This window comes from Bacillus sp. FDAARGOS_1420, from assembly GCF_019344915.1.
In the GTDB taxonomy this organism is placed as follows: domain Bacteria; phylum Bacillota; class Bacilli; order Bacillales; family Bacillaceae_G; genus Bacillus_A; species Bacillus_A mycoides.
The window spans coordinates 2,843,269-2,862,132 of record NZ_JAHWJB010000002.1; the positions used below are offsets into that span (position 1 = coordinate 2,843,269).

Below are 18,864 nucleotides of genomic sequence, written 5' to 3' on the forward strand. Positions count from 1 at the left end.
AGACCGTCGTCCCGCTTTTTTAAGGGACTTTCTTCATTTCACAATTAAAATGTCATATTATTATTTCGGCAAGATTTAAGTCTTACTCCGAATATTACTTCTCTTCTTGAGAAGAGTATATCGTATATAAGAAAAAATATACATTCTCATTGTATCTATCGCAATTTTCATTGTCAAGCGTTGTCTACTTTTACTTTCTTTACCTTCAGCCCTGAATCTTATATGGATTAAAAAAACAGACGGCATATTATCCTGGAAAACCTTAGAAAATCCGAATTCATTCACTTAAAATATATGAATATTCTCCTTTATACATAGCCTTTTGGATAGAATAAATATTTTATCTCCAGCTATATACAACGCTTTCATAGTGGATTAAAAAATAAAAGACACGGGACCGTGTCTTTTATTTTTTAATCTTGACGAGTTGAATCTTCCGTGTCTTCAACACCAGAGTTTTCACCAATTCCGTGATGTTCACGAACAAAGAAGGCAATTTCTTCTCTTAAATCCGTATTCTCTTTTAAGAATTGCTTCGAATTTTCACGACCTTGTCCTAAGCGTTCTTCATTATAAGAGTACCAAGCACCGCTCTTTTGAACGATATCAAGTTCAGAAGCCATATCTAAGATTTCACCTTCTCTTGAAATACCTTCTCCGTACATAATATCAACTTCAGCAACACGGAATGGCGGTGCTACTTTATTTTTAACTACTTTTATTTTCGTTTTATTACCAACAATATCGTTACCTTGCTTTAACTGCTCAGCACGACGTACTTCAAGACGGACAGTTGAATAGAATTTCAACGCACGACCACCTGGAGTTGTTTCTGGCACTATCTATAGATTTTCCATCTCTATAGTCCGGACTATCTCTTCATCTCTTTGCAGAGAGCCTTGCACTTCCAGCAGTAGCCTATCATCTGCCGTACCCTACTCAGTTAACTAAAAGTCCTTTTCGGTAGTCTCTACACCTTCCCCATATCACTATGGAGCTTGGCACGGTATTACCCTAATTAATGGTGGGCTTCACCGTTAGCAACTATATAAATAGTTACACCCTTAGGCAATAAGGTTCACAAGGTTTTTTAACATGCTATCACTAGCAAGGGAAACCCATGGTAAACTCCTTAATCTTTTGCGCGACTTTTTCTTTATTTGCTAGTTCTTCTTCATGTATAACAAGATATTTATAGCAGCTCTCTTCCATAAATAAAAGTTTTCTTTTATCTCGTTCTTTTATTTTTTTGAGTGAGTGTGCCCATTTCCCATGGACATCTAAACAATATTTTCTACCTAAGTAGAAATCAATAGACCACTTATCGATTCTTTTTTGCTTAATGAACACCAAATCTAAGCTTAACAATATCTGTTCAACCTGTTGTTCCAGTAAAGTATCATAATTTTTCTTTCTGACCTTTACATTAAGCTCTTTTCTCCTTTTAGCAACACATGTATCGGATACGCCATACTTAACGGCAATTTCAACATGTGATAAATATGGATTTTTCAACTCTTGTTCAACTTCTGCGGTTTTAGGTAAGTAAATCTTCCAATGTCTGGTTCTTTTAATTCCGAGTAACTTTAATATTTCACCTACTCGCCTTTCATCAAGATTAATTTCTTTACCTATATCTTTTAATTTTCTATCCGCATGTGTCGCAATAAAATCCACTTGCCATTGTTCTATGTTTCGATAAGTTCTATTTCCAATTGTCACTGCCATTTTAATCTCTCCTTATAAGAAATCCCTTATAAAGACTTAAATGAAGAAAACAAATAAAGATTCAAGTACTACACTCTGATTAAGCAACTTGTAGTTGATTTCCGAACATAACCCCAACTTTTTCACGAATTTGGTTGATAAAGATTGCGATTGTTTTTGATTTGTTGATTGCACCTGAAAGTTTACGAAGTGCTTGTGACATTAAACGTGCTTGTAAACCAACGTGAGAGTCACCCATGTCCCCTTCGATCTCAGCTTTCGGTACAAGAGCTGCCACAGAGTCAATTACGATAATATCAACCGCTCCACTTCGTACAAGTGCTTCTGCGATTTCTAGTCCTTGCTCCCCTGTATCAGGCTGTGATAATAGTAATTCATCTATGTTAACACCTAATTTTTGTGCATATACAGGATCCATTGCATGCTCGGCATCAATGAACGCTGCTTGTCCACCTTGACGCTGTACTTCCGCGATTGCGTGTAATGAAACTGTTGTTTTACCTGAACTTTCAGGTCCATAAATTTCAATAACACGGCCACGTGGGTATCCGCCTACCCCTAGTGCCACATCAAGTGCTAAAGAACCACTTGAAAATGTAGAAATTCTACGCTCCGCTTGTTCTCCTAATTTCATAATTGAGCCTTTACCGAATTGCTTCTCTATTTGTTTTAACGCCATATCTAATGCCGCTTGACGATCGCTCATTCAAAATTCCTCCTTAACTAACTTGCTAATCTTATTATACCTATTTTCAATTCAATTTGCCAACAAAAATCGAACATTTATTCGATTTTTTATTTTATATCGAATAAAACTAGGTTTTCCAACAAAAAAAACTAGAAGAAATTTATATCTCTTCTAGCTTTTTAAATAAATGATAAAATCCATATTTTGTAGAGCGTTCTCTAATTTGTTGACGACTTCCACTTAAATTAAGCGAGAAGACTACAGCTGGTTCATCTTTAATCACCAATCCAATAAATACTGTTCCTGGTTCTTTATGCTCTGAAGCATCCGGTCCTGCCACCCCAGTGAAACTAATTCCGATATCTGCTTTTAACAGTTCCTTTACATTTTCAGCAAGATAGCGAGCACACTGTTTACTAACCGCGCCATCAGTACGCAACACTTCTTCAGGTACATGTAAAATTTGTTGCTTCACATCATTTTGATAACAAATGACACCGCCTTTAAATACAGACGAAACACCAGCATTTTCTGTTACTTGATTTCCAAAAAGACCACCTGTTAAACTTTCTGCACACGCTAAAGTTAACCCTTTTTCCTTCAATAGCCTTATTGCCTTGTAATGAAGGAAATCTTGGTCATATCCGTAGAAAAATTCTCCTACTCTTTCTAAAATCAAATCTTCCACATGCTGAATCAGTTTCTCCGCCTCATCAGCATCATGATGTTTGGCAGTTAAACGTAATGTCACTTCTCCATCATTTGCAAGTGGTGCAATGGTTGGGTTCGTTTGTCCATCAATTAAATCTTGAACTTTCACCTCTAATTGAGATTCCCCAATACCAAAAAAACGAAGAACACGAGAATAAATATTTTCCCCCGTTGTAAACTTACATAAAAAAGGCTCTACGTAACTTATATACATCGGCTTCATTTCTTTTGGTGGTCCTGGTAATAAAATATAAACTTTTCCGTTCTTATTTAACCCCATACCAGGCGCCATACCGTGATCATTCGCAAATACAGTCGATCCATTTAAAACGAGCGCCTGCTTTTTATTATTCTCCGTAAATTCACGGCCTGTACGCTTAAAATAATCGCTTATCGATGTTAATGCCTTTTCATCATACACAAGCTCTTCATCTAAACTAGACGCTATTGCTTCTTTCGTTAAATCATCTTTTGTCGGTCCTAATCCACCTGTAAAAATGAGCATATCAGCTCGTTCTTCAGCCAATTCAATTGCCTTCTGTAATCGCTTGTTATTATCCCCAACAACAGTATGGTAGTACACGTTAATTCCGATTGAAGCTAACTTTTCAGATAAAAACTGGGCATTTGTATTTGCAATTTGTCCAAGTAATAATTCCGTTCCAACCGCAATAATTTCAGCATTCATCCCAATTCCCCCATAAACTTCTATTTTGAGTTTACAAAAGCATCTTTATTTTTCCAGAAATAATCCCATCCTGAAATAACGGTAAAGAATAATGCAATCCATATGAAAATATCTGCAACTGGAATATGAAGTAGATTTAACGGTACATCATGTAATAAGTATGCTGCAATCGCAATAATTTGTGTCCATGTCTTAATTTTCCCTAGCTGATTTGCTGCAACTACTTCCCCTGTCCCAGCAAGTACAAGGCGTAAACCTGTTACTGCAAACTCACGGCTTATAATTACAATAACGATCCAAGCAGGTACATATTGCATTTCTACCAATGTGATAAGCGCTGCCGAAACAAGTAATTTATCTGCTAACGGGTCAAGGAATTTCCCTAAATTCGTTACAAGATTATACTTTCTTGCATAATGTCCATCAATCCAATCTGTAGCCGAAGCAATAATAAAGATAAGTGCCCCTACTAAATGTTGAATTGGTAACTCTACATCACCAATTATAAATGAGCCCCACTCAAAGGGCGCTAACATAATTACCATAAAAATTGGAATTAAGAAGATTCTAGATATTGTAATTTTATTTGGTAAATTCACAGCTATTCCTCCATCATGTCAAAAACATTTGTTCATTGAAAAAAGTCATCGAAGCGATGACTGTTATTGCGCAGCTTGCCCTATCCCTTGGTTTTTTATCACCAATCTTTGGTGAAGTTCTTTTGCTGGATCCAATGGGAAAGCAACCACTTGACCATTCAGTTTAACTTCAACATTCGTTGCATTTCCAATATTAAGTCGCACTTCTTTTACTGTTGATAAATCACGTTTTTCTATTTGGCCACCTTGTACTGTAGTGTTTAGAATTTCGTTCCCAGCATCATCTTTAACATCTACATAACTCGCACCTTTACCCGATATTTCCAGTTCTAATGTTTTATTATTATGAATTTCCAAAGTAGATACCTTACCAGTTGTTCCAACTACTTTTATCTCTTGCTGTCCAGTTGGTTGTGCTGGTTGTTCCTCTTTCTTTGGCTCTTCTTTTTTTGGTTCTTCTTTCTTTGGTTCTTCCGCTTTCGCTTCATCTTTCTTTGTATCTAGCGGAGAATTTTTTGCTTTTTGAACCTCAATTTTCTCACTTTGAGCATTTGGAACTTGCCTATCATCTTTTCCAGTTAACGCTTGAATAACAAACCAGACTACCACTCCAAATGCGATTACTAACAACGCAATCAAAATTTTGGGCATATGATCCGCAATTGGCCATGATGAAGATTTTTGCATTGTTTCTTGTGTTTTTTGTCCAGTTGATACTTGTGGAACTTCACGTTTTTCAGACTGTGGTATCGTACTCTGATATTCTACAAGCAGTTCCTCTCCATTTAATCCAACAGCATCTGCATATTGTTTAATGAATGCACGCGCATAAAAAGCTCCTGGCAACACATCATAATTGCCTTCTTCAATCGCTACTAAATGGCGTTTTTGAATTTTTGTAATCTCATGCAGCTGATCAATAGATAAGCCTTTAGCTTCTCTTGCTTCTGTCAGCTTTTGTCCTAATTCCGTCACTACTAACACCTCAATATTTCTTTAAAAGTCGAACATAGAGAAATTGTTTTGCGTACCTTGCTCAATTTCATCTACTAAATTATATTGAATTTCTTCATCATAATCGTTACGCAATTCGATAATATAATCAAAATCATCCAATGTGTATTCTGACTGACTCACAAACACATCCGGATGTTCCACAACTTTCGTTGCAGGCAATCTCATGATTTCACGAACGAGCTGCCAGTGTCTTTCATTTGCACGCTTTGTCGACACAATTCCATCTAGTATGAAAATATTATCGTCGCTATACTCATCTTCAATCAATTGGCTACGAACAGTTTGCTTAATGAGAGTAGATGATACGAATAACCATCTCTTATTTGCACAAACACTTGCGGCAACAATAGATTCTGTTTTTCCGACACGGGGCATTCCTCGTATCCCAATTAATTTATGACCTTCTTTTTTCATTATCTCCGCCATAAAGTCTACAAGCAATCCTAATTCATCACGCACAAATCGAAATGTTTTCTTATCATCTGCATCTCGTTGTATGTACCTACCATGTCTAACTGCTAGCTTATCTCTAAGCTTTGGCGGACGATATTTCGTTACCGTTATATTATCCATCGTATTTAAAATTGATTCAAGTCTAGAGATTTGTTCTTGATTATCACACATAAGCAAAAGTCCACGTCGTGCATTATCTACACCATTAATTGTGACAATATTGATGCCAAGCATACCGATTAACGAAGAAACGTCACCAAGTAAGCCAGGTCGGTTTTTATGTATTTCATATTCAAAATACCATTCAATCATCCAAGATCACTCCCCTACGCTTACTTTACACCTACGTACTATATTATATGATTTCATCTTAATAGGGAAGCTAAATGTATAATCTATTCCTCCTAATTACTATACAAAAAAAGTAGAGAGGAGCTTCTCCTCTCTACTTTTACTTATGTTGTACAAACTTCACCATTAAATTTGCAATTGTATGTTGCTCTTGTTCATCAGCAACTTTCCAAAGCTCAGACAATAATTTTTCTTGATCGTTGCGCGCTTCTACTTCATTTGCTAAATAATCACCAACACGAAATGCCATATCTGATACGGCACCACCATCAAGCCCTTTTCCCCCCGCTTGTTCTAAACGTTCTCCTAAAAAGCTCTTCCACTGATCAAAATTATCTAACACTGACATGTTTAAGCACCTCACTATTTTAGTAATAGAATCATGCTTAATTTGTACAATTTCTTGTTTTTTATGTAAGAATTTTTTAGCAATGCCAACCGCCATTCACTCCGATAATTTGCCCCGTAATATAAGAAGCTCCTGGCGAAACGAGGAAGGAGACTGTTTTTGCTACCTCTTCGGGTAGTCCTATTCTACCTAATGGAATATCTTCAGCAATTTCATTTTTATCATCTTCTGAAAATACATTTAACATTTCTGTTTCGATTGCACCTGGCGCTACCGCATTAACGCGCAATCCACTTAGAGAAACTTCTTTCGCTAAAGCCTTCACATATGAATTTTGTGCACCTTTCACCATTGAGTACAGCACCTCACAAGACGCTCCTATTTGCCCCCAAATGGATGAAATAACAACAACATTACCCCTTCTCCGCCCGATCATCGGTGGAAGCGCCATCGATAAAAGTCTATATACACTCTTCACTTGAAGCTCCACCATATAATCTAATTCTTCATTAGTAACATCTGTTACTAATCCAAATATACTCTTTCCAGCTGCGTATACAATAACATCAATAGGATGTTCGATTTGTCCCCACAATTTCTCTGCTCCATCGATAGAAGCTAAATTTGCTTGCACAGGAATCACTGCATCAAACTCCTTTTGTAACCCCCTTATCTTCTCTTCGCTTTTATTGTAATGAATATAGACTGTATAACCATCCTCGATTAACTGCTTCGAAATAGCAGAGCCAATCCCTCCGCTTCCTCCAGTTACTAATGCATACTTTTTCATAAATTCCCTCTCTTATCTTTTTATGTATAAATAAATAATACCCTCATCTTACCATTTGGCAATAACCAAACGTTAGATGAGGGATATAGATACTGCGTTTTTTATTCACATATTACTTCATTTTTTTGGTAACACTTGGCAGACACTCATTTTCTCTTCAATCAATAATGTTTTTGCTGCTTGTTGTAAGTCTTGAACAGTTAATCCTTCTAACACTGTAAGAGCATCAAATAAACTAGATTCATTAAACGCATATCGTGTAAACTGATTTGCAATATATTCAGGTGAATTCAACGATCGTAAAAATCCGCCAATTTTCTTTTTCTTCACCCGTTCCAGTGCAGTCTCATCTAACTGATCATAATTCGTTTGTAGTAAAATACCTTTTAATCGCTCTGCCAATTCATCAGGGTGCTTCGTATCTCCACCAACCATTGCAAAACCAAAGTTATTTTCTTCTGTATAGTCATACGAGAACGAATCATCAATAAGACCTTCATTATATAAAGATTCGTAATGAACTGACCCTTTTCCAAATAAATAATCTAAAAGTAATGTAAGTGCAATTTCTTGTTTTAACAGAGCTTGCCCTTTTTCTTTTAAATTCGTTGCCTTAATACCAACTAAACATTTTGGAGTTTGAACAGGCATTGAAATAATCTTTTTCTTTTCATTTACTTCTTCTGGTTCCTCTTCAAAAGAGCGAACGATTTCTGGTTGATTTTCGTAATCTTTTTTCGCTTGATTTTCACGAACTAAATCCATTGTTTTTTCAGGATCAATCGCTCCAACAACAAATAATAACATGTTGCTCGGATGGTAAAAAGTCTCATAACATTCATACAGTAGGTCTTTTGTAATTTTACTAATAGACTCAATCGTCCCTGCAATATCAATTTTAATTGGATGTTTCACAAACAAACTATCGATTAACCCAAAGTATAAACGCCAGTCTGGGTTATCTTGGTACATTTGAATTTCTTGACCGATAATACCTTTTTCTTTTTCAACCGTTTTTTCAGAGAAATACGGTTCTTGTACAAAGTCTAACAACGTATTTAAATTTCTCTCTACATTTGATGTACAGGAAAAGAGATAAGCGGTTCTTGTAAAAGATGTAAAAGCGTTCGCTGAAGCACCTTGTTTACTAAACAATTGAAACGCGTCATGGTCCTCTTTTTCAAACAATTTATGCTCAAGGAAATGAGCAATTCCATCTGGTACACGAGTCATGTCTTCTTTTCCAAGCGGTACAAATGTATTATCAACAGAACCGTACTTCGTCGTAAATGTTGCAAATGTTTTGTTGAAGCCTTGTTTCGGTAAGATATATACGTCTAATCCATTCGGAAGTTTTTCATAATATAGCGTCTCTTTTAATTGCTCATACACAATTTTCTCCATTTATTCTCCCTCCGTTCCATGTAAAAAGTAAATTGTATCTAGTTCAATATTATTAGCAACTTTCACAATCTCTTCTTTCGTCACGCTTTCTATTCCCGTTAGCCATTCTTCAACTGGACGCGTACGCTCTGAAATCACCCCGTGATAAAGCATTTCAACAAAACCACGTGGTGTATCAATTGCCTCTAAGATTTGATTTTGAATTACACTTTTCGTTTGCTTAATCTCTTCCTCTGAAAAATCACCGTTTTGCATTGCTTTCATTTGTTCTTTAATAATTTCAACAGCTTTTTCAAAGTTCTTCGCTTCAATTCCAGACATAACGAAGAGCAAACCTTTATGACTTTCAAATCTCGATGCTGCATAGTACGCTAAACTATTTTTTTCACGGACATTTACGAATAACTTCGAATGAGAAAACCCTCCAAATAATCCGTTAAACAATTGTAATGCAAAATAATCTTCATCTTTATACGTAATGAATGTGCGATAGCCGATATTTAATTTACTTTGCTTTAGTTCTTGTTTTTCAACAATTTCTTTTTCTTCATTATTTCGTTTATGAAGAAGTACATTTCTCTCTTTCATAGCGCGAGGTGAAATCGAAAAATACTTATTTACAAGCTCCACAGCATCTTCTGAAATGTCACCAATGATATATAAATCCATTTCATCCTCAGCTAACACTTTTTGATAATATTGATACAAACTTTCATTTGTAATAGAAGCAACACTTTCTTTTTTTCCATTTGCACTTAAGCGATATGGTTCTACTTTGCACATTTCTGCAATTAAACGCTCGTTTGCATAACGCATTTTATCATCATAAGTAGCTTCAATTCGTTGCAAGAGTGCTCGTTTCTCACTTTCTACAATAGAAAATAGAAAACCGTCCCCTTCTGTTGCTGGATGTAAAACAATATCAGATAACATAGAAAGCGCTTTTTCAAATAACGGTGGTGCATCGCGTAAATATGTTTCATTTGCAATGTCTACATAAATAGAGATGATATGGTCTTCCCCTTTTTTACTTACATCTACCGCTAAAGAAGATCCATATAATTCTTCTAAATATTGACGAAGACGAATTACAGAAGGCAGTTTTTCTGTCGCACTTTGCAATACGTACGGCAATAGGGCACGCTCTGTCACCGTCTCCTCATTTAAAGGTGCTTTAAAACGAAATACAAAGGTATTTGTTTTAAATTTATCAGTCGGAATAATATGTACTCGCAAGCCACCTAATTCATGCAGTTGCTGTTCCATTAGTTTCATTAATAGCCCTCCTTTACGTATGTAGGAATATTCCTCTTCAATATACAGTTTTTAGAAATAAAAAATCAACTTTTCTTCCTTATTATGCTTACATTTGAGTCTTTCTAAAAACTTTAATATGTAAGGAACATAGTAAAATTCCGTATTAAATATATTCTATGTAAAAAAGCCCGCACTAATGTGCGAGCTTTTTTTATACTTTCTAAATACTCATCGTTTTCCTTTTTCATAAGGCGTTCCTAATGCTTTCGGAGCTTCAGATCGGCCTACAAAACCAACGAGTGCTAATATTGTAAATACATACGGTAATATCGTTAAGAATACACTTGGAATTTCTTTTAATATAGGAATTGTACCACCTGTTATCCCAAGTGATTGAGCAAATCCGAAGAACAGCGCTGCTCCAAGAGCACCAAGTGGATTCCATTTACCAAAGATCATAGCTGCTAGTGCCAAGAAACCTTGTCCAGTAATTGTAGCACCTGAGAAGTTACCAGAAATCGACATTGCGAAGACCGCACCACCCACTCCTGCAAACATTCCAGATATACAAACTGCAATATAACGCATTTTATATACATTAATTCCCATCGTATCTGCTGCCATTGGATGTTCACCAACAGCACGAAGACGAAGACCGAACGGTGTTTTATAAATAACGTACCAAACAACAAATGCTAAAATAATGGCAATATACGATGTTAACGGTACATTTGAGAAAAAGATTTTCCCGATTACCGGAATATCCGAAAGTCCTGGAACATCGATTTTTTCAATTCGGTATTGAATAAAATCAGTCTGTCCTTTACCAAAGATTTTCTTAATCGCAAATACTGTTAAACCGAGCGCCAAAAAGTTAATCGCTACCCCGCTTACTACTTGATCCGCGCGGAATGTAATGGACGCTACTGCGTGAAGAAGTGCAAATAATCCACTACCAATAGCTGCAAATAATAGTGCAATCCAAGGAGTCATTGCTCCCCACGTATCACCCATTAATAACGTTGTAACGATACCAGTAAATGCACCAAATAACATTAAACCTTCTAAGGCTATATTTACAACCCCAGAACGTTCACTGAACACTCCACCTAACGCCGTAAAAATAAGTGGCGCTGCCGTATATAACGTACCAGTCACAAGAATGGCTAAAATATCTATAAAGCTCATTTATTTCCCCTCCTTGCTCATGCGTGTAAGTGCCCAGCGTAAAACATAACTGCAAGCAACAAAGAAAATAATACATGCGATAATAACATTAATTAACTCAGAAGGTACATCTGCTTCAAAATTCATTTGCGGGGCTGCACTTTTCAAACCACCGAACAGTAAAGCCGATAATAATATACCAAACGGATTATTTCCTCCAAGAAGAGCTACCGCAATCCCATCGAATCCAATACCAGTAAACGATGTCATTGCCGTCATACTTTGGAATGTTCCTAGACCTTCCATTGCCCCACCAATTCCAGCAAAAGCGCCAGCAATTGTCATTGATAATACAACATTACGAGAGACTTTCATTCCTGCATATTGCGATGCATTTTGGTTAAAACCAACCGATTTTAACTCATATCCTAACGTAGTTCTATCTAATACGAACCACATTACAATAGCAATTAAAATAGCTACAACAATTCCCCAGTGCAAACGAGATCCATCTGTCAATGAAGATAGCCAATCAGAAGCTAATGAAGCACTCGCTTGTACATCATAAGATTTCTCATTACCTTCATGTATAAAACGTTTAATAAGATCATACGTAACATAAAGTGCAATGTAGTTCATCATAATTGTGACAATTACTTCATTTACTTTAAGCTTTCCTTTTAAATATCCAGGTATAAATCCCCATAAACCACCGGCAATCGCGGCTACTAAAATAGATAACGGAATATGCAAAAATGCTGGTAACGATACTGCATATCCAAACCAGACAGCGGCAAGCCATCCAACTAATAATTGTCCTTCTACCCCAATGTTAAAGAGACCTGTACGAAACGCAAATGCAACAGACAGACCAGCTAACACGAGTGGAATCATCGTACGTAGCGTCTCACCGATAGCCTGCGGATTTCCAACCATTCCTTCCCAAAGCGCTGCATACCCAACAATTGGATCATATCCACTAACTAACATTACAATGGCACCAACAAGTAAACCAAAAATAACGGATAATACAGGAACTAAAATGTTAATTGTTCGCTCCGTTAAAAATTTTTTAGCCATTTGTATTCACCTTCTCTTTCTCCGTTCCGCCAGCCATCAACAAACCAAGCTGTTGTTCATTTGTTTCTTTCGCATCGACAATTGCTACAATTTTCCCTTCATATATAACAGCAACTCGATCACTTACATTTAAAATTTCATCCAGTTCTAACGATAGAAGTAATACCGCTTTCCCGTTATCTCTCTGCTCGATTAATTTTTTATGAATAAATTCAATTGCACCTACATCTAAACCACGTGTTGGTTGTGCTGCAATTAATAAATCTGGATTACGATCTACTTCACGTGCAATGATAGCTTTCTGCTGATTTCCACCTGATAGAGCACGCGCTAATGTTTGTTCACTAGGTGTACGTACATCAAACTGTTCAATAAGCGCCTTTGCTTTCTCTGTGATTTTGCTAAAGTTTAAAATCCCCTTCTTTGAAAATGGATTTTTATAGTATGTTTGCAAAACTATATTGTCTTTAACAGAAAAATCAAGAACTAGCCCGTGTTTATGACGGTCTTCTGGAATATGACCTATTCCTTCCTCTGTAATTCTTCGAACAGGCCAATTCGTTATTTCTTTTCCTTTAATTGCAATAGAACCTGACTCAACTTTTCGTAAACCAGTAATCGCCTCTATTAATTCACTTTGACCATTTCCATCAATCCCTGCAATACCAACGATTTCTCCTGCACGAACAGTTAAGTCAAGGCCTTTTACAGCAGGTAATTGGCGTGCATCATGAACGACAAGATTCGCAACAGACAGAACCTCCTCTTTCGGTTTGGCCCCTATTTTTTCTGTTTTAAAATTCACTTGACGTCCGACCATTAATTCTGCAAGTTTATGTTCATCCATTTCCGCAACGTCAACTGTACCAATTCCTTTACCTTTACGAATAATTGTGCAACGATCGCAAACTTCCATAATTTCTTTTAATTTATGTGTAATAAGAATGATAGATTTCCCTTCTTGCACAAGCTTTTTCATAATTTGAATCAACTCATGAATTTCTTGAGGAGTTAACACTGCAGTCGGTTCATCGAATATTAAAATCTCCGCACCACGATAAAGCGTCTTTAATATTTCAACCCTTTGCTGCATCCCAACCGAAATATCTTCAATCTTTGCATTTGGATCAACAGCTAAACCGTACTGTTCAGATAATTGTTTAATTTCTTTTGCAGCCTCTTCAACAGCTATTTTCCCTTTTCTTTTCGGCTCATTTCCAAGAATGATATTCTCTGTAACTGTAAAATTATGAACAAGCATAAAGTGCTGATGGACCATCCCAATTCCAAGGTCATTTGCAATATTCGGATTTGTAATTTTTACAGGGTTTCCTTTAATTTTAATTTCGCCCTGTTCTGGTTGATACAAACCGAACAGTACATTCATCAACGTTGATTTCCCTGCACCATTTTCTCCAAGTAAAGCGTGTATCTCTCCCTGTTTTACTTGCAGCGTAATATCATCATTCGCTACAATGCCTGGGAATACTTTTGTAATATTGTTCATCTCAATTACGTATTCCATTTTGTTCCTCCTTCTAGCAGGGAACACTCCCTAATTACACTCTATTAAAAGTATTTTTATATATGCAAAGGTTAGTTCTAAGAACTAACCTTTGCTATTGCTCTATCATTATTTCTTTAGAGCAGCTTCGTATGCTTTATATTCATCATCAGTCGCAGGTACTTTAATTTCACCAGCAGTGATTTTCTTCTCAAACTCTTCTATTTTTGTTAAAATTTCTGGGTTTACTTTTTTCACATTATCAGTTGTTTTCGCAATACCAACGCCATCATCTTTTAAGCCGAACTCTTCTACTTTACCGCCTTTTAACTTACCATCTTTCGCTTCTTGCGCTACTTTTGCTACTGCAACATCAACACGTTTTACCATTGAAGTTAAAGTTACGTTTTCAGGCATGCCTTCTTGATTTTGGTCACGGTCAACACCGATTACCCAAACATTTTCACCTTTTTTCTTACGGTTTTTCGCTTCTGTGAATACACCGTTACCAGTTGCACCTGAAGCATGGTAAATTACGTCAACGCCTTGACCGTACATTGCTGAAGCTAATACAGATCCTTTTTCTGGCTTATCAAATGCATCAGCATATTGTGATACAATTTCGATATTTGGATTTACTGCTTTTGCACCAGCTTTAAAACCTGATTCGAATTTTGTAATTAACGGGCTCTTCACACCACCAACAAAACCAACTTTATTTGATTTTGTTGTCATCGCTGCTACAGCTCCAACTAGGAATGAACCTTCATGGTCTTTAAATGTAATACTTGTTACATTCGGCTTCTTTACAACTGTATCTACAATCGCAAATTGCTCTTTTGGATACTGTTCAGCCACCTTTTCAATTGATTTCTCCATTAAGTATCCAATACCAAATGTTGTGTTATAATTATCTTTCGCAAATTTCGTTAAATTTGGAATGTAATCAGCATCTTTACTTGATTGAAGGTAACGATATCCTTCATTTTTCTTTAAATCGTTGTCTTTACCAAATTTCGTTAAACCTTCCCAAGCTGATTGGTTAAATGATTTGTCATCAACGCCCCCAACATCTGTAACCATACCAACCTTAAACTCTTTATCCCCTTTTTTGTCACTATCCGCTTTATCCGAGTTACCACATGCACCTAACACTGTACTTGCTGCTAACGTTAACGATAATAAAAGACCTGTTTTTTTCTTCATACTAGAAACCCCTCCTGAAATGTTTTGTCTAATGATTCATACGCTGCTGTCCCTTACTTCTTGCTGTCACCTCCCTAAAAAGGAACTTCCCTACATACGTTTTCTTAATACGTGGAAGCTAAACTTATCAGCTCTAAAGTAATTAATAGAATATAAGATTGGCTCATCATTTTGATCATAGTGCATTTGTTTTAAAACTAGCAGTGCCGTTTCAGGTTCACATTCTAAAATCGGTGAAATTTTCGGGTGATAACCAATCGGTTCAATGTGAGCAACTGCGTATGTGATACGCTTGTGCGTATTATTATGTATTACTGTAAGCAGCGATTCCTCATTGTATCCCGATAAATCTGGTAATATCTCTTTTGCCAGTTTATCAATGCAATATACAACTGGTTCCCCATCCGCTGTACGAACACGTTCAATCATTACTGCGCTAAAAGCATCTTCACAATTAAATTTCTCTTTTTCTTCTTCTGTTAAAGTTGTTGTAGATGATGATAAAAAGATTGTTCCTGGTGTTTTCCCCACACTAGAAATCATATCTGTAATACTAGAAAGTTGCTCTATTCCAGAAGAAAATAACGGCTTCGCATTTACAAATGTCCCTACACCATGTCTACGAATAACAACATTTTCTTCTTCTAAAATACGTAGTGCTTCCCTTAAAGTTGCCCTACTTACACCAAGTTCTTTCGCTAGATCAAACTCTGAAGGTAACTTTTGTTTTTCTTTGTAAGCCCCATCTTTAATTTTTCCTTTGATGTGATCAATCACCCGCAAATATAGGTGACGACTATCGGATTTTACTGACATAAGACTCCCCCGCATTTCAATTATTCGACCTCTGATGTAAGACTTCTTCTCTCTTTTTTCAACTTACAACATAGTATAAATTACTAAATACTAAAAATAAGCGTAATTATCGAATAAATATTAATAATTTTTCAAGATGAAATTTTCACACTTTATTCCATAAAAAAAACTTTGTACCATAAACATTTCTCATATAGAGAAAAAGTTCGGCACAAAGATTCCTTACATCCTTTGTTACACACTTTTCCCCTCATAGTCTAGCAATTCATGGTTGCCAGGTAGAAACTTATGGACCTTATCTCCAAGATTATATGAGGCAGTGATTCTTTTCGAAGTAATCTTACCACTTGCTCCCATATGTGTCAACAGAATTCAACATTTTTCTACATTAAATATCGAACGTTTCGAAAACCAAAACGATAAGCATTCGTATTCTAAAGAGCTCCCTATTATGTAAGCGCTTTCTTTTCTGTTGAATATAGTATATAACAAAAACAGCATATAAAAAAGCCTAATTGTAAAACAATTAGGCTTTTTTTAAGAACTTTTTTCTTGTACATCTTTAATGAGTACTCCCCTTGGTTTACTACCTTCATAAGGACCTACTACACCATTCATTTCCATGGCATCAATTAGACGAGCTGCTCGCGTATATCCTACTCTAAATCTACGTTGTAACATAGAAACAGATGCTGTTTGCATTTCTACTACAAGCTGAACCGCTTCATCATATAATTCATCTTCTACTTCCTGCTTTGTTTCAGGAACATCTTGTGGAATCATATCCTCTTGATATTGCGCTTTTTGCTGCGCAATAACAGATTCTACGACTCTCTCAACTTCATCATCTGATAAAAACGCCCCTTGTACACGAACAGGTTTCGATGCACCAATTGGTATGAATAACATATCTCCACGACCTAGCAACTTTTCTGCACCACCACCGTCAAGAATCGTTCGAGAATCTATTTGGGAAGATACAGCAAATGCAATACGCGATGGAATATTCGCTTTAATAACACCTGTGATAACATCAACTGACGGGCGCTGAGTCGCAATAATTAAATGAATACCAGCAGCACGTGCCATTTGTGCTAAACGCATAATCGCATCTTCTACATCCGAAGAAGCAACCATCATTAAATCAGCTAACTCGTCCACAATTACTACAATATATGGTAATTCAGGTTGTTTCGCTTCCGATTGGCTATTATGTTCTTTAATATAATCATTATATCCTTCAATGTTACGCGTACCGCTATGCGCGAATAATTCATAACGACGCTCCATTTCACTCACAACTTTCTTCAAAGCCTGTGATGCTTTTTTCGGATCAGTTACGACTGGTGTTAATAAGTGCGGAACACCGTTATATACATTTAACTCTACCATTTTCGGATCAATCATCATTAATTTTACTTCATGCGGTTTTGCACGCATTAAAATACTTACAATAATTCCATTAATACATACACTCTTTCCACTACCAGTCGCACCAGCTACTAATAAATGGGGCATTTTATTTAAACGTGCCAATACAGCCTCTCCTGTAACATCACGTCCAAGACCGATTAATAACTTCTCTTCTGGGTGGTTATTCGCCTTTGAATCAAGAACTTCTCTCAGCGTTACCATAGAAACTTCTGAATTCGGAACCTCAATCCCTACAGCTGATTTCCCGGGAATAGGTGCTTCAATACGAATGTCTTTCGCTGCTAAAGCAAGCGCTAAATCATCACTTAAACTAACAATTTTACTTACCTTTACTCCCATATCAGGATACACTTCATATTTCGTAACTGCAGGACCTCTATGTACTTTTGTTACTTTCGCTTTCACACCAAAACTTTGGAATGTACGTTCCAATTTACGAGCATTTTCATAAATTTCCGCATTTTCATTTGTAACTTGCTTATTTTGGGGAAACTTTAATATATCAAGCGAAGGAAGCTTATAATCTTTATTTTCCACATTAGAAAATTGCATAGGAGGTGCTTTCGTTTCACCTTCTAGCGATTCAACGATTTTTTCTCCTCGTTTCTTGTGAGGTTGTTCTTCTGGCGCAGGCGGAACTGCCTCTTCAATAAACGGAGGAGTGATTAAATCATTTTCTTCTATCTGCTTTTCCGTCTCTTCACGTACTGGATAATTCTCAGTAAAATTCGAAATAATTGGTGGACCAATTTCTATTTCTTCTACTGGCTCAATAGCTTCTTCTTGTTCAGCAACACGTTCACGCCTCTTGCTTCTTGTTGTTTTTTTCTTTTCAGTTTGCTCGGCGACCCTTTGAGATTTCCAATCTTTATAATCCCCTTGCATTACTTGAAACTGACTTCTAAGAATTCTCCCTACCGGAGCAAGTACTTCTCCAATATGTTTATTTGTTATACAAAGTATTCCAAGAATAACTAAAATAATTCCAATGATATATGCCCCTACTTCGTCAAATAAGAAGTAGCACGTTGCGAACATCAATGCACCGAACATACCACCACCTAAATGAACACTATCCGGGCCCTTTTTCATTTCAAGGAAGAAGTAATCTTTTGTACTAACAATTACAGAAGTATTTTGTACAGCTCCATCTTTCGTAAGCAGGTTAAATAATGTAATATGACTAAACATTAATATTGCTAGTACAATTAAATAAACACCTATTAGCCGTTTATTTAAAAGGTTGGGCCATCCCCGCTTTATTACAAACGCAACAGATAAAGCTATTACACCTAACACACCAATTATGTACCACTCACCAAAGAAGAAGCGAAAAAATAACACAAACGATTTCCCTACAACACCTAGCTGTAAAATCGTAATAATCGAAAGTGCAAAAAGAGTCAACCCGACGATTTCATAATACAAAGTTGGCTTTATCGTACGTCTTGCCTTAGCCTTCGTCCCTCTTTGCTTTTGTTTTGCCATTTCTTCACCTCGTGTTCTAAAAATTAAGTACAACTTTCTTATAAAAAAGCTCTACTTACATGTCTTTCTCTCTATTTTTCAGGTCTTTATATCTTCTATTTTTACACTTCTTGTAAAATGTTAAATAAACAGAA

The 18,864-nt window shown here is 36.3% G+C and carries 16 protein-coding genes, 1 pseudogene and 1 riboswitch; all 17 genes and pseudogenes read right to left on the reverse strand.

Translation table 11 applies throughout. The features are described from left to right. Positions 1-413 precede the first annotated feature (413 nt). Positions 414-839: a recombinase RecA family protein gene (locus I6L50_RS24710; protein ID WP_002088046.1), complete on the reverse strand. Its 426-nt coding sequence runs from the start codon at positions 837-839 to the stop codon at positions 414-416. Positions 840-1,104: 265 nt separating this feature from the next. Continuing rightward, positions 1,105-1,728 carry a PDDEXK family nuclease gene (locus I6L50_RS24715; protein WP_002137908.1) on the reverse strand — a complete coding sequence of 208 codons (624 nt, stop codon included), beginning with the start codon at positions 1,726-1,728 and terminating at the stop codon, positions 1,105-1,107. 97 nt (positions 1,729-1,825) lie between these two features. Then, positions 1,826-2,434: pseudogene (gene recA / locus I6L50_RS24720) on the reverse strand (recombinase RecA); the annotation flags it as partial. A 142-nt stretch (positions 2,435-2,576) separates the two neighbouring features. Further along, complete coding sequence (locus I6L50_RS24725) at positions 2,577-3,815, reverse strand: competence/damage-inducible protein A (RefSeq protein WP_002137911.1); 1,239 nt, start codon at positions 3,813-3,815, stop codon at positions 2,577-2,579. Between the two features lie 20 nt (positions 3,816-3,835). Continuing rightward, a complete protein-coding gene (gene pgsA / locus I6L50_RS24730; protein ID WP_002014596.1) occupies positions 3,836-4,414 on the reverse strand; it encodes a CDP-diacylglycerol--glycerol-3-phosphate 3-phosphatidyltransferase in 579 nt (192 codons plus the stop codon). A 63-nt stretch (positions 4,415-4,477) separates the two neighbouring features. After that, positions 4,478-5,389 (reverse strand): helix-turn-helix domain-containing protein, encoded by a 912-nt coding sequence (locus I6L50_RS24735; RefSeq protein ID WP_002088056.1) that lies wholly within the window; start codon positions 5,387-5,389, stop codon positions 4,478-4,480. Positions 5,390-5,410: 21 nt separating this feature from the next. Next, positions 5,411-6,196, reverse strand: coding sequence for a DUF3388 domain-containing protein (locus tag I6L50_RS24740; RefSeq protein WP_000574107.1), 786 nt, complete (start codon positions 6,194-6,196; stop codon positions 5,411-5,413). A gap of 139 nt (positions 6,197-6,335) precedes the next feature. Beyond that, entirely contained in the window at positions 6,336-6,584 is a 249-nt protein-coding gene (locus tag I6L50_RS24745; protein WP_000114449.1) for a DUF3243 domain-containing protein, read from the reverse strand. Positions 6,585-6,660: 76 nt separating this feature from the next. Next, positions 6,661-7,374: an elongation factor P 5-aminopentanone reductase gene (gene ymfI, locus I6L50_RS24750; RefSeq protein WP_113936842.1), complete on the reverse strand. Its 714-nt coding sequence runs from the start codon at positions 7,372-7,374 to the stop codon at positions 6,661-6,663. A 117-nt stretch (positions 7,375-7,491) separates the two neighbouring features. Next, entirely contained in the window at positions 7,492-8,778 is a 1,287-nt protein-coding gene (gene yfmH, locus I6L50_RS24755; RefSeq protein WP_002014592.1) for an EF-P 5-aminopentanol modification-associated protein YfmH, read from the reverse strand. Next, positions 8,779-10,053, reverse strand: coding sequence for an EF-P 5-aminopentanol modification-associated protein YfmF (gene yfmF / locus I6L50_RS24760; RefSeq protein WP_219303406.1), 1,275 nt, complete (start codon positions 10,051-10,053; stop codon positions 8,779-8,781). It abuts the gene before it with no gap. Between the two features lie 210 nt (positions 10,054-10,263). After that, positions 10,264-11,223, reverse strand: coding sequence for an ABC transporter permease (locus tag I6L50_RS24765; RefSeq protein ID WP_219303407.1), 960 nt, complete (start codon positions 11,221-11,223; stop codon positions 10,264-10,266). After that, positions 11,224-12,282 (reverse strand): ABC transporter permease, encoded by a 1,059-nt coding sequence (locus I6L50_RS24770; protein WP_002088061.1) that lies wholly within the window; start codon positions 12,280-12,282, stop codon positions 11,224-11,226. Beyond that, entirely contained in the window at positions 12,275-13,807 is a 1,533-nt protein-coding gene (locus tag I6L50_RS24775; protein ID WP_002066755.1) for an ABC transporter ATP-binding protein, read from the reverse strand. The genes I6L50_RS24770 and I6L50_RS24775 overlap by 8 nt, the downstream gene beginning before the upstream one ends. A 108-nt stretch (positions 13,808-13,915) precedes the next feature. After that, on the reverse strand, positions 13,916-14,992 hold the full coding sequence (locus tag I6L50_RS24780) for a BMP family lipoprotein (RefSeq protein WP_002066754.1): 1,077 nt from the start codon (positions 14,990-14,992) through the stop codon (positions 13,916-13,918). Positions 14,993-15,082: 90 nt separating this feature from the next. Continuing rightward, positions 15,083-15,808 carry a GntR family transcriptional regulator gene (locus I6L50_RS24785; protein WP_002088063.1) on the reverse strand — a complete coding sequence of 242 codons (726 nt, stop codon included), beginning with the start codon at positions 15,806-15,808 and terminating at the stop codon, positions 15,083-15,085. Between the two features lie 233 nt (positions 15,809-16,041). Continuing rightward, a riboswitch (purine riboswitch) is annotated at positions 16,042-16,143 on the reverse strand. A gap of 202 nt (positions 16,144-16,345) precedes the next feature. Continuing rightward, positions 16,346-18,730 (reverse strand): DNA translocase FtsK, encoded by a 2,385-nt coding sequence (locus I6L50_RS24795; protein ID WP_002014584.1) that lies wholly within the window; start codon positions 18,728-18,730, stop codon positions 16,346-16,348. Positions 18,731-18,864: the final 134 nt, after the last annotated feature.

Coding starts and splice junctions, on each gene's coding strand:
- I6L50_RS24715 (WP_002137908.1), bottom strand. CDS start 1,728: ATGGCAGTGACAATTGGAAATAGAACTTATCGAAACATAGAACAATGG.
- I6L50_RS24725 (WP_002137911.1), bottom strand. CDS start 3,815: ATGAATGCTGAAATTATTGCGGTTGGAACGGAATTATTACTTGGACAA.
- I6L50_RS24740 (WP_000574107.1), bottom strand. CDS start 6,196: ATGATTGAATGGTATTTTGAATATGAAATACATAAAAACCGACCTGGC.
- I6L50_RS24745 (WP_000114449.1), bottom strand. CDS start 6,584: ATGTCAGTGTTAGATAATTTTGATCAGTGGAAGAGCTTTTTAGGAGAA.
- ymfI (WP_113936842.1), bottom strand. CDS start 7,374: ATGAAAAAGTATGCATTAGTAACTGGAGGAAGCGGAGGGATTGGCTCT.
- yfmH (WP_002014592.1), bottom strand. CDS start 8,778: ATGGAGAAAATTGTGTATGAGCAATTAAAAGAGACGCTATATTATGAA.
- yfmF (WP_219303406.1), bottom strand. CDS start 10,053: ATGAAACTAATGGAACAGCAACTGCATGAATTAGGTGGCTTGCGAGTA.
- I6L50_RS24765 (WP_219303407.1), bottom strand. CDS start 11,223: ATGAGCTTTATAGATATTTTAGCCATTCTTGTGACTGGTACGTTATAT.
- I6L50_RS24770 (WP_002088061.1), bottom strand. CDS start 12,282: ATGGCTAAAAAATTTTTAACGGAGCGAACAATTAACATTTTAGTTCCT.
- I6L50_RS24775 (WP_002066755.1), bottom strand. CDS start 13,807: ATGGAATACGTAATTGAGATGAACAATATTACAAAAGTATTCCCAGGC.
- I6L50_RS24780 (WP_002066754.1), bottom strand. CDS start 14,992: ATGAAGAAAAAAACAGGTCTTTTATTATCGTTAACGTTAGCAGCAAGT.
- I6L50_RS24785 (WP_002088063.1), bottom strand. CDS start 15,808: ATGTCAGTAAAATCCGATAGTCGTCACCTATATTTGCGGGTGATTGAT.
- I6L50_RS24795 (WP_002014584.1), bottom strand. CDS start 18,730: ATGGCAAAACAAAAGCAAAGAGGGACGAAGGCTAAGGCAAGACGTACG.